General features: G+C 56.2%; 11 protein-coding genes. 4 read left to right on the forward strand and 7 right to left on the reverse strand.

From position 1 onward, the window contains the following. Window positions 1–332 precede the first annotated feature (332 nt). Together FE783_RS19145 and FE783_RS19150 are read left to right on the forward strand one after the other, a co-directional pair. Window positions 333–755, forward strand: coding sequence for a DUF1641 domain-containing protein (locus FE783_RS19145; protein ID WP_138880994.1), 423 nt, complete (start codon window positions 333–335; stop codon window positions 753–755). 37 nt (window positions 756–792) lie between these two features. After that, entirely contained in the window at window positions 793–1,971 is a 1,179-nt protein-coding gene (locus FE783_RS19150) for an NAD(P)/FAD-dependent oxidoreductase (RefSeq protein WP_138880995.1), read from the forward strand. Window positions 1,972–2,024: 53 nt separating this feature from the next. Here the strand turns inward: FE783_RS19150 and FE783_RS19155 are convergent, their stop codons facing one another. After that, the gene (locus FE783_RS19155; protein WP_138880996.1) at window positions 2,025–3,089 is read right to left on the reverse strand and encodes a YeiH family protein; all 1,065 of its coding nucleotides are present in this window, start codon (window positions 3,087–3,089) and stop codon (window positions 2,025–2,027) included. A gap of 132 nt (window positions 3,090–3,221) precedes the next feature. On the opposite strand from FE783_RS19155, the gene FE783_RS19160 reads away from it, so the two are divergent. After that, complete coding sequence (locus tag FE783_RS19160; protein ID WP_138880997.1) at window positions 3,222–4,112, forward strand: LysR family transcriptional regulator; 891 nt, start codon at window positions 3,222–3,224, stop codon at window positions 4,110–4,112. An 82-nt stretch (window positions 4,113–4,194) separates the two neighbouring features. Here FE783_RS19160 and FE783_RS19165 read toward each other — a convergent pair whose 3' ends face one another. The 3 genes from FE783_RS19165 to FE783_RS19175 form a co-directional block, all read right to left on the reverse strand. Beyond that, entirely contained in the window at window positions 4,195–6,078 is a 1,884-nt protein-coding gene (locus tag FE783_RS19165) for an acyltransferase family protein (protein WP_138880998.1), read from the reverse strand. Window positions 6,079–6,398: 320 nt separating this feature from the next. Continuing rightward, window positions 6,399–6,761, reverse strand: coding sequence for a VOC family protein (locus FE783_RS19170; protein ID WP_138881130.1), 363 nt, complete (start codon window positions 6,759–6,761; stop codon window positions 6,399–6,401). Between the two features lie 51 nt (window positions 6,762–6,812). Further along, window positions 6,813–7,025 (reverse strand): hypothetical protein, encoded by a 213-nt coding sequence (locus FE783_RS19175; protein ID WP_138880999.1) that lies wholly within the window; start codon window positions 7,023–7,025, stop codon window positions 6,813–6,815. Between the two features lie 203 nt (window positions 7,026–7,228). Here FE783_RS19175 and FE783_RS19180 point away from each other — a divergent pair, with 203 nt between their 5' ends. After that, a complete protein-coding gene (locus FE783_RS19180) occupies window positions 7,229–7,978 on the forward strand; it encodes a DUF4097 family beta strand repeat-containing protein (protein ID WP_138881000.1) in 750 nt (249 codons plus the stop codon). A 261-nt stretch (window positions 7,979–8,239) separates the two neighbouring features. Here the strand turns inward: FE783_RS19180 and FE783_RS19185 are convergent, their stop codons facing one another. Genes FE783_RS19185 through FE783_RS19195 form a run of 3 tightly spaced genes read right to left on the reverse strand, consistent with a single transcriptional unit; the run spans window position 8,240 to window position 11,802 of the window. After that, window positions 8,240–9,268, reverse strand: coding sequence for a potassium channel family protein (locus tag FE783_RS19185; RefSeq protein ID WP_138881001.1), 1,029 nt, complete (start codon window positions 9,266–9,268; stop codon window positions 8,240–8,242). A 39-nt stretch (window positions 9,269–9,307) separates the two neighbouring features. Beyond that, window positions 9,308–11,152, reverse strand: a complete 1,845-nt coding sequence (locus FE783_RS19190; protein ID WP_138881002.1) for an ABC transporter ATP-binding protein — start codon at window positions 11,150–11,152, stop codon at window positions 9,308–9,310. Further along, window positions 11,152–11,802, reverse strand: coding sequence for a PadR family transcriptional regulator (locus tag FE783_RS19195; protein WP_138881003.1), 651 nt, complete (start codon window positions 11,800–11,802; stop codon window positions 11,152–11,154). The genes FE783_RS19190 and FE783_RS19195 overlap by 1 nt, the downstream gene beginning before the upstream one ends. Window positions 11,803–12,033: the final 231 nt, after the last annotated feature.

Raw genomic sequence — 12,033 nt, forward strand, 5'->3', positions numbered from 1 at the left:
ACATAATGTTCACAAATGCCAAAAATTGATTTTTCCTATTTATCCGTTGAGGGGTATAATAGGAGTCATATAGGGTTCGTAGCGATCCTGTCCCTGCTCTTGGAAATAGGAAGATTCGTACATCTACAGATCGGATACCCGAACTTTTGCGACCTGATGCGGCCTTTCGCGCATTCAGGCCGTACTTGTGAAAAATGGAACAACTGTCGGGCGTCCGTGAATCGTTTTCGCCATCATCTGACTTTTATGCGAAAGACGTACGTCAACCTTGCTTGAACAGGTATCGGGTTACTCGGCGGGCTTCTATTTCAACGCAAAGGAGGACTTTACACATGTCAGAAACAACCACGCAAGAAGCGGTTCTGGCTCCGGCTGCACGGGAGGATGTACTCGATCAATTGATGAAACCCGAGGTGCAGCAATCGCTGACGGTACTCGTCGAGAACATGCCGAAGCTGGCGGAGATGGTCACTCTCATGACGAAGGCTTACGATTTCGTTCAGGGCGTATCGACCGACCGCGTACTTATCGAAGATCTGAAGGGCGGCATGGACGAGTTCGTCAAGCCGATTACCGAGAAAGCGAAAGGGATCGCTTCCGCAGCAATCGAAGCCGGCGACCGTGCCCAAGCGGAGACGTCCACGATCGGGCTGTTTGGTTTGCTTAAAATGTTGAAGGATCCGCAAGTGCAGCAATCGCTCCGTTACGCGCAAGCGTTCCTGGAAGTGCTGGGCGAGCGTCGGAAGCAAGGCTAAAGTTTAAGCAACGCCGAAATCAGAACGGAGGATACGTATGTCGAAGCAAATAGTAATATTGGGCGGCGGGTACGGCGGTTTGCTGGCCGCGATGACCACTCGCAAATATATGACGGCCGAAGAAGCGACTATTACGGTCGTGAACCGTTATCCGTCCCACCAAATCATTACCGAGCTGCACCGCCTTGCCGCAGGCAACCTGGCGGAGAAAGCCGTAGCGCTTCCGCTCGAGAAGCTGCTGCGCGGTAAACAAATCAACCTGATGGTCGACACCGTGCAGGAAATTTCGCCGGATCAAAAGACCGTCAAGCTTGCAGGCGGCGCTTTCTTGAAATATGACGCGCTTGTAGTGGCACTTGGCAGCGAAACGGCTTTCTTCGGAATTCCGGGACTTCAAGAGCACAGCTTTATCTTGAAATCGGTAAACGACGCCAACAAGCTCCGCGCTCACGTCGAAGCACGCGTCGAAGCTTACAGCAAAACCGGCAACAAAGCGGACGCTACGTTCGTAGTCGGCGGCGGCGGTCTGACCGGTATCGAGCTGGTCGGCGAGTTTGCAGACATGCTCCCCGAGCTTTGCCGCAAATATGCCGTAGACTACAACGATATTTCGCTGTACTGCGTGGAAGCCGCTCCTTCCATTCTGATGGGCTTCGCTCCGGATCTGATCGAGCACGCTCAGAAAAGTTTGGAGAAACGCGGCGTGAAGTTCTTGATCGGCGTAGCGATTACGGAAATGCAGCCTACGGTCGTTTCCTTGAAGGACGGAAGCACGCTCGAAACGAGCACGCTCGTCTGGACTGGCGGCGTTCAAGGCAATTCCGTAGTAGCGAACTGCGGTATCGAAGTAAACCGCGGCCGCGCGACGGTTACGGAAACGCTGCAATCGACTTCGCATCCTGACGTATTCCTCGCCGGCGACAGCGCGGTCGTTATGAGCCCGGAAGGACGTCCGTTCCCTCCTACGGCACAACTCGCTTGGCAAATGGGCGAATTGGTCGGCTACAATATGCATGCTTATTTCCAAGGCGCGAAGATGGATACGTTCGAGCCGGTATTCTCCGGTACGCTCGGAAGTCTCGGCCGCAAAGACGCTTTCGGTACGATCGGCGGCAACAAGACGAAGCTGAAAGGCTTCCCGGCATCGTTCATGAAAGAAGCGAGCAACGTTCGCTACTTGTCCCATATCAACGGGCTGTTCTCGCTGGCTTACTAATCGTTTATCGCATAAGAAGAAGGATGCCGTCGCTGGCATCCTTTTTTTTCGTTTCAAATCGTCAAGTAAGTCAGAACGGACAAAAGAACCGATGTAATCGCCATGGCCGCAAGCGGCCGCAGCGCTTTGGAACGAAGCTGCTTCAGGTTGACATTCAGACCGAGTCCGACCATTGCCATCGACAGAAGGAGCGTCGTTCCAATAGAAATACCGCTCATGATGCGTTCCGGAGCCGGTATTAATTTGCCCCATACATAGCTGCCGAATACGCTCATGGCGATAAAGCCAAGCAGAAACCAAGGGAAATCCATCTTGGCCCCGGTCTGCATCGTCCCCGAACGTTTCTTCCAGGCGAGCAGCAACAGGCTGAGAGGAACAAGCAACAGCACGCGTCCGAGCTTGGCCAGCAGTCCGGTTGCCAAAGCATCCTGCCCGGCGGGAGCGGCGGCCAGCGCCACATGAGCGATTTCGTGCAGACTTACCCCCGACCAAGCCCCGTAGTCTACGGCGGACATAGGCAGAAAAGGACGGAGCAGAGCGTAGCCGACGGCGAATATAGTGCCCACTAAAGCGATCATTCCCGCGCCGATGGCCGTATCCTCGTCCTTTGAATTCAGGATGGGAGAGACGGCGGCGATGGCGGCGGCGCCGCAGATACCGGTACCGATGCCGAGCAGCAAGGTTACCGCCGAATCGGCTTTGAACCGTTTGCCTAACCAGACGGTCAGCCCTATGGCGAATGCGATCGTCGCCGCGTCCCGTACGAGCAGGCCCAGGCCGTCATGAAGCACGACCTCGATATTCAATTTCAGCCCGAATAGAACGATAGCGAGCCGCAGCAGGATTTTGGAGGAAAATTGAATGCCTTGGCGCAGCCGCTCGGGGTACCCGAGGAAATGGCGGTACGCTACGGCAAGCGCGATCGCGCAGGCGAGCGGTCCCATCCGGTCGAGTCCCGGAATATGAGCCGCTCCCCAGCCGAGCAGCGCGATTGCCAATGTAAATCCGACACCGCCGGACCACGTCCGGAACGTCGATGTACTCCTTTTGCCGCGCGAATCGTTCGAACGTTTCGAAATCGCGGAAGCCGGAGCCGGTTTCGTTAATGGAATAGTCATCATGCCCACTCCTGTCAGTTCGTACTGTACCTCCAGCATACGCTTGAAATTGCAATAAATAAAATAAATCATTATGATTAAAATCATAAGTTAACACTTATGATTAAATGCGCTTGCAAGGGAGAGGGGAGAATGGATCAGTCGCTGCTCGTTTTTATTACGGTAGCCGAGAAAAGAAATTTTACCCGGGCGGCGGAAGAGCTGCATATGACCCAGCCGGCGGTCAGCCAATATATTCAGATGCTGGAGAGGACGCTCGGCACGACACTGCTGGAGCGCAACAACAAGCATGTCCGGCTGAACAAGGCGGGGGAAATCGTTTATCATCATGCCAAAGAAATCGTAGGGCTGTATTCACGCATGCAGGGCTTGGTCGATGATATGATGCATCAAGCGAGCGGCGCTCTTGCGATCGGGGCGAGCTATACGTACGGCGAATATGTGCTTCCCCGTATTATCGCCCGCCTGCAGACGCAGTATCCGTTAATACGGCCATCGATCACGATCGGGAATACGAAGCAAATATCCGAAGGGATCGCGGATAACGAGTTGGATATCGGTATCGTCGAAGGGGAGCTCAAACACGAGAAGCTGCATATCGAGCCTATAGCCGAAGATCTGATGCACATTATGGTTGCAAGCGGTCATCGTTTCGCGGACAAGGAGACGGTTGAATATAAGGAGCTGAAGGAGGAGACGTGGATCGTCCGGGAGCCGGGATCGGGGACGAGGGAAGCGGCCGAAGCGATGTTTGCGCGGTTCGGCTCGCGGCCGCCGCATTTTATGGAGTTTGGCAGCACCCAGCTGATTAAGGAATCGGTGGAGGCCGGGCTGGGCGTGACGTTGCTCTCCCATTGGGCGGTCCGCAAGGAGATCGCGCTCGGCTCGATGCGGCGTCTGAACGTGATCGGGACTCCGGTGTCGCGCCGATTTTACCTTGTTACACCTAATACGAAGTTTCATACCCGAGCGAGCGAAGTATTCAAGGAGCTTCTGTTGAAGGACGGCTGTGCCCCGGAGTGAGAATTGGCTCCGCATATACCAAAAAGCCGCCATGAATCGCCGACATAAGGCGTTCAAGGCGGCTGTTGCTTTTCGTTCACTCTTACGAGCCGATCGCTTTGGCCACAAGCGAAGCGTAATATTCCGCGCCTTCGGTGTTCAGGTGTACGCCGTCTGCCGCGAACAAATTGTTTTTGTCTTCGCTAGCCGCATACCAATCGACCAGCGTTGTGTTCGGAAAGGACTCCGCGACTTCCTCCAGAGTGGAGTTGACCTCATCCTGCCACGGACGCGGGACCCGGGTATTGACGAGTACGATTTGATGCACATCGCCGAGCGAGCCAAGCAGCGACTCCAGCTTTTTCTTGGGAAAGGTGCCGTTGGTGCCCAGCTCTATGATGACGCGGCTGCCCAGACCGTTTTTGGATTTAAGCTCCTCGACGACGTCCGCCGCTTGAGTTAGCTGTCTGCCGACTTTGCCGTCGACGACGATACCGGGCAGAAGCTTCTGCAAATACGGCTCGGCATCCAGAATAACCGAATCGCCGATGACCGTGACGCCTTTGCCTCTGTCCGACGCTGCCTGCGGGGGAGGGCCGGCCGGATTATGACCGGCTGCCGGCGGACTCGGGTGGAGCGGGAGCGGCGGTTCCGTGACGTGGCCGGTCGGCTCAGGCTCGCCAGGCTCGGAAGTCGTTTCTGAATCCGGCTTCTGCTGAGGGAACGGAGGCGTTGTCGCCGCTACCGGTGCGCTAACGTAGGCTTCGCCAGGCAGCACCTTGACAGCACCGGCGCCGCCGAGGATGATGACCGCCAGCAGCATGCTTGCCATAGCAGCCAATTGCGGGCCGGGAGTACGTCGACCGGTCCATTTCCGGTTGCGCCATTTCATCCACAGCTTCCGTACCGCGCCATGGCGGATCGGCTGCTCGATGAACCGCCAAGAAAAAGCGGCAAGCCCGACGCTTGTGGCGATCTGGACGATGATGAGAACCGGATCGGCACCGCCGGTCTGAACGGCCGGCTTCGTTAGAACGATGACCGGATAGTGCCATAAATAAATGCCATAGGAGCGTATGCCGACCCATCGCAGCGGCTTCCAGCCCATCAGGCCGCCTAGCCGCGAAGCCGGGTGAGCAAGCGCCGCCACCACTAATGCGGCGGCTATGGACAGAACAACCATCCCTCCGCGATAGAGGAACGCGTCGTACTCGTTCGTCCATACGATCATGCCGAGCACGACGAGCAACGCCGCTCCGCCAACCGAATCGAGAGCGGCTCGCGATCGGGCGGAGAGACTCATAGGCAGCTTCCCGGAAGGCCATACAATCGCTAACGCGGCTCCGATGAGAAGACCGAACGCCCGGGTGTCGGTGCCGTAATAGACCCGGCTCGGGTCCGTTCCCGGTTCGTAGATGAGCGCCATGGCGAGCGCCGATACGGCCGCTCCCGCGGCAATAAGTCCGGTGAGTTGTCCGCGGCGCGGCGCATAACGGAAGCCTAGAGCGACGAGGAACGGCCACAACAAGTAAAATTGCTCCTCCACCGCGAGCGACCATAGATGGCCGAGCGGCGAGAGCGGCCCGAAGCTTTCGAAATAAGACACTTGACGGAATACGAGCCACCAGTTGCTTACATACAGAACGGCCGCGGCCAGATCGCCTTGCATCGCAGGAAGGCGGGAGCGGTCGAATAGCGCGATCCACGCGGCGACAACCGCAAGCATGACAAACATCGCCGGCAGCAGTCGTCTGGCGCGCCTAATGAGGAAAGGCTTCAGTTCGATTCGGCCGTTCCGCCGCCATTCGCCGGCAAGAAGGTTGGTAATGAGATACCCGGACAGCACGAAAAACACGCTGACCCCGAGCAGCCCGCCGGGTACCCGCCCCGGATCGAGGTGATAGACGATGACGGCGATAACCGCAAGCGCCCGCAATCCATCCAGCCCGGCCATATAGCGCCCGCTGGCGCCGCTCGGATTAGGCATGCCTGCTGCCTCCTTCACCGAATGCGGCGGTTTGTGCCGATACTCGCAACCGTTTGTTGCAGATTAAATCCGAACCCGTACTGCTCTTGCTGTCTTTTGTCCTTATGAGGTTCATGTGCGTTCGTTCCTTTCGCCTTCGTCCCACGGTTGCGGTATTTAGATCGCATTTCCTGATATAAATTATAGACGGTAAGCCGGATGAATAGGTTTGTTATTTGATTAAAATTGAAAAAAAAGCGACGGCAGCCCTCCTCGCGCGACAAAAAAGACTCCTTCGTCCCCGAGGGGAGGAAGAAGTCTTCCCGATAACTGATCTTCCGTTATTGCTTCAGCAAAAAAGAATTGCCGTCTTCGTCCAGAAACGTCGCGTAGGCGCCCCATTGCATCTTCTGCGGCTCCCCCTCGAAACGGACGCCGTTCTGCTTCATCGTCGCGTAGGTGGAGTCGATATCGTCGCACAGGAACACGATCGACGGCTTCATTTCGCTCCAATTCGCCATCATGCTCCTCGGATAAAGGACGAGTGCCGACTCGGCGCCTTTCGGAGCTACCTCCAGCCAATAAGCGTTCGGGCCCATCGGCGTTTCCCGCACGATTTCGAAGCCCGCTTTCTCCGTCCAGAATGTTTTGGCTTTCTGCTGATCCTCTACGTAAACGGCCGCAGTCGCAATTTTTGAAATCATCATTCGTTCCTCCTGTGCTGATGTTGTCCAGAACTACTGTATCATCCGGGCTTAGGGCTCGTCTTGTAAAAAACCGACATCCCGCGCTTCGCCCAAAGCGGCGAACTTCCGCTGCATCCAGCTTTTATATTCGGCCGGAGTAATACCCAAGCAAAGCTTGAAGTCTTTGGAAAAGTGGGCGTAATCGTAGTATCCGAAATCGAGCATGCATTGATGCAGGTCGATGATCAACGCCTCGTCCGGCTCTCTTTCCTCGTATCGCATCCAGCTGCTTGCCTCCCTTTTTACGCCGTTTGCAACCTATTATACACGATCCGGGGCGACCGGAAGAAGGAAGCCGCCCGTACCAACCCGACCCCGGACCGGGTCGAGACTACCCGCAAGTCTGTATAAAGACGGAATTCTCTATGCTATATTGGTAGCATGAGGCAAGCGTGATTACGAGAAGCTGCTGGGAGTTGGCGAACATGTGGAAGCGTTGGGGAGTGCCGGTTGTTATGCTGGCCGGAATGATCGTATGGACCGGATGCGGTTGGAATATGAAGGAAGAGCGGCGAGAGAAGGAGCTGTCGGCCAAATCGATCGAGACGCTCAAGGTGGATGCCGGATCGGGCGATTTGACGATCAAGGGCGACGACAAAGCGACATCGATTCATGCGGTTGCGGTCATCAAAAGCTCGGACGGCCTGAAGGACGAGTCGATCGTGTTTACGCTCGAGCCGGATGGCAAATCCGCGAAGCTTGTGTCAAAATTGAAACCTTCTATCGGCTTTAACAACCGGACGATGGACGTTACGGTAACGGTGCCGGCTAACATGAACTTGGATGTGGAAGACGACTCCGGCGACATATCGATTACCGATATCCGGGGGAACGTAAATATCGATGACGATTCCGGAGATATCGCACTTCAACATATACAAGGCAAGCTGGATATCGAGGACGAATCGGGGGCAATCGAACTATCGGATGTGATCGGAGACGCGAGCGTCGACGACGAATCGGGCGATATCGTCATCCGTGACCATACCGGGAATGTGAGCCTAAAAGACGAAAGCGGAGAGATCCGGGTGACGAACGTAAAGGGCGGCGTTACGGTGGAGGATGGCAGCGGGGATATTAACATCCGCGGCGTGGACGGCGACGTGACGATCTTGAGCGACGGCTCCGGCGGAGCGAAGGTCGAGGAAGTAAAGGGCAAATATTCGAAGAAATGAAGGCAAGACGGGAACAGGAGGGGCGGTATGCCTCTCCTGTTTCGCTTTAACGATAAGGAAAGTTTAAGTTCGCTAAAGCACTAAAGCGAAGTGAGACTTTCCTTACCAAGAGAAACTTCCGCTGTTCGGGGTCCCCGAAAAGTACCCGGCGTAATCTTCGAAGGATAGCGTCACTTTTTGGGGTGAGAGTAGCGGTCGCTCATCCTTGAAGTACGTCGATAGACGTTTTTCTTATGGGGATGTAGGAGCTGATTCCCGGACTCACCGGTTCAGCCGTTTGTAGGTATCGGAATCGCATATAACGAAGAGACGGGCGTCGTCGGGAATCGTTTCGTTCAGCCGGCGGTTGACGTTCAATTGCTCGCCTTCGGACAGCAAGGTCGCGCCTTCCTTCAGCAGCTCGTCGAACGCATCGCGGAAAGTGCGCCAATGCGGCCGCTTGCGGATCTCGTACAAGTCCCCGCTGTCCCGGCTTGTCAGCAGCTGCGACACGATTCGGGAAGCGCCCGGGTTGAACGCGGAGCGTACCGCGAGCCGGGACACGGTTTCGGATGCTACGATAAATTCATCTACCTTCACGTGGGTGAAATTGGGAATATTGTCCCGGTCCTTCACTTCCACGACCGTATGGAGTTGACTGAAATTCCGCTCGATCGCCGTTGCGATCAGAAGCGTCTTCCCGTCGATAAAGGAGTTGTCGCGGATCAGGCTATGGCTGTCCGTCGTCTCGTCGGCGAAGATGAACACGGCTCTTGCCTTGGACAGGTTGGCGTCGTCCAGCGTTTGCCGCTGCACCGGGTTGCCCTGGATGTAATGGACACGCTCGTGGGAGGCGGGATTTTTGGCCAGCTGGGCGATCAGCACGATATTGGCTTCCGGATCGCTGCTGACGATTTCCTGGATCGCGAGCTCGGCGTGCTTGCTCCAGTCGATGAGCACGAAATGATTCTCCCCTTTGTAGCGCAGCTTGCCCTCCTCCTTTTTGCGGTTATAGGCGAATATGAAGTCGACCGATTTGCTGATGACGATGGAAATGAGGCCGATGCCGAATATATACAGGAATATGCCGAGCATTTTGCCTGCCGCCGTCTTCGGATAAAAGTCTCCGTAACCGACTGTGGTGACGGTCGTCATGACCCACCAAAACCCGTTGAACGGATGCAGAAACGTCTCGGGCTCCAGTAAGTAAATCAGCAGGGAACTGAGCAGGAGCAGGAAACCGGCCGCCCCGAAGACGATACCATTGTTCATTTGAATCAAGCGCAATAGAAGCTTGCTGAAAAAAAGCATGCCATTCCTCCCGCCGCGCGTTCGTTCGAGAGGATTATATCACATATTCGCCTTCTGTTCTTGAGGGAATTGCATATCGTACAGTCTGCGGTATTTGCCGTTCAATTGCAGCAGCTCCTCGTGCTTGCCGCTCTCGGCAATCGTCCCCTGGTCCAGCACGACGATCCGGTCGGCCGACTGGATCGTGGACAGCCGGTGCGCGATGACGAGGCAGGTGCGTCCTGCAAGCAGCCGGGCCAGCGCCTCCTGGATCAGATGCTCGGACTCCGTGTCGAGGGAGGCGGTCGCTTCGTCCAGTACGATCAGCCGCGGATTTTTCAAGATCGCCCGGGCGATCGAGAGCCGCTGCTTCTGGCCGCCGGACAGCTTCACGCCGCGTTCTCCGATTTCCGAATCGTAGCCTTTCGGAAACGAGGAGATGAAGTCGTGGGCGTTGGCCGCTTTCGCCGCGGCTATGATCTCTTCGTCGGTTGCGCCCGGCTTGCCGTACATAATATTGTCCCGGACGGTGCCGTTGAACAGCACGATCTCCTGCGAGACGACGCCCATCTGCTCGCGCAGCGATTTCGAAGCGATATCTTTCAACGAATAGCCGTCGATCGTAATCGTTCCTTGCTGCGGATCGTAGAAACGGGCGATGAGATGGGCGACCGTCGATTTGCCCGCACCCGACGGGCCTACCAGCGCCGTTACTTTGCCCGGATTGAATTCCAGATTGAAATCGCGCAGCACGGGCACGTCATTGCGGTAGGAGAAGCCGACGCCGCTGAATACGATGTGGCCGCGGATAGGCGGCAGCGCGATAGCGTCTTCCTTCTCCGTCACTTCGGGCTTCGTCTCCAGTACTTCCATGATCCGCTCGTAAGCCGCGGCGGATTGCTGGATCGTGTTGAGGATGCGGCTGAAGTGCCGGATCGGGTTTTGCAGCAGCCGAAGGTAGGCGAGAAACGCCACGATCGCTCCGATCGTCAACTCTCCGCGCATCGTCTGCCAAGCGCCGAACACGAGCACGGCAACCATGCCGAGATAATTGAGCAGATCGATGATCGGCTCGTAAATGGCGCGCAGCCGTACGGTGCGGAGATTGGCTTTCATGTTCGTCTCGCTCCGTTCGGCGAAACGTCCCGATTCGTAGTCTTCGTTTGCGAACGACTTGATGACCCGAATGCCGGACAGCGTGTCTTGAAGATGGTTGCTAACCTCCGCGACCGATTGCTGCACGGTTTTGAACGAAGTGCGGAACCTTCCGCTGAATTTTCTCGTGGTCAAGATCATGAGGGGGAAGGTGGCCAGCATAAGCAGGGTAAGCTGCCAGTCGACATACAGCATATACAGCGCGATAGCCGTAAACGTGAACAGGTCGGTCACGATTTGCATCATGCCGGAGGAGACAAGCTGCTGCAGCATGCCGACGTCGCTGGTCACCCTCGACATCAGATCGCCGGTCCGGTTCCGGTCGTAGAAAGCCATATCGAGACTTTGCATATGGCGGTACAATTCATTGCGAAGATCGAATATCGCGCGCTGTCCGACGGAGGCGAGTGAGTTGCTGCTCAAGTAGCCGAACAACCCGAGCAGAACGGCCGTCCCCAGCACCCCAAGGGCTACCCAGGGGAGCGCTCCGTAATTTCCAGCCGGAATTACGTCGTCGATCGTGTAGCGGGACAATTGCGGAATGACGAATTCCAGCAGCGAGTTGCCGATCAGGCAAGCGAGCGCCAGCAGCATAAGCGCCCAACGCCCCTTGACGTGGAAAAACATCCGTTTGTACATATTCCGTATGGTCCGGTCCTTCAGCTTCCGCTTGCCTCCGTCGTCGCCTGCTCCGAACCGGCCCCTCGGCCCGCCGCCCGGCAATCCCTCTCTGGCCCATCCCGTTTCCATTACGATTCACGCTCCTCTTCCTTGGTAAAAGGCTCGCCGTCGGGACGTCTGCGGTCGTCCGGTCCGTATCCGCCTCTTGCCTTCCGATCATCTGGCCGCTCACAGGCAGCCAGCGACCGCAAGTCCTGCAGCGCTCCGTCCAGAAAACGCTGAACCCGGACGGCAAACTCCGTATCGACGGCCGCTCTCCGCTCGGCTTTCGTCAACAGGTGGAGGAGCTCGAAGCCGTCGGCGAGCCTCCGCTCCCGGGACGATACGGCGCATTCTGCGTCCCCCTGCGGCCGCTCTTTTCTGTCCCTGCCAAGCCACTCCCGCAGCGCGTTCAAACCCGCTTCCGTCGGACGATACACCTTCTTGCCGTCCGTATCGTCGGATTCAATCCAGCCCCGGTCTTCCAACATTTGCAGAGTCGGGTATATGGAGCCGGCGCTCGGCGTATATTGGCCGTCCGATTTTTCTTCAAGCGCTTTCATCATTTGATACCCGTGCATCGGTTCTGCGGACAGCAGCTCCAGCAGCGCATATTTCACGCTGCCGCGGCCGAAATACCGTCTTCCGGGACCGCCTCGTCCCCCGTTTCCCGGTCCGCATCGGCCTCCGTATCCCGGACCTCGCCTATCGTCCCATCCTCCTCGATCTCCATGGCGCATAGGGCTCAGCTCCTTTTAACCATATAATACGATATATCGTTATTGATAGTAAACGATATAATATCCCGATGGACATAGAAAAGGGCGCTTGAACGTGAAGCATGCAAGTTTTTTATCATGAGCGGGGAAAAAGAGGGTATATTTAAAGAAAAGGCTTTCTCGTTCAAGCCCGATATTTCCAACATTTTCATTTTCAAGAGGTTTTGAAAAAAAAGATTGACAATAAAGTGA

Origin of the sequence: Paenibacillus mesophilus (genome assembly GCF_005938385.1) — a bacterium.
Lineage (GTDB): Bacteria > Bacillota > Bacilli > Paenibacillales > NBRC-103111 > Paenibacillus_AB > Paenibacillus_AB mesophilus.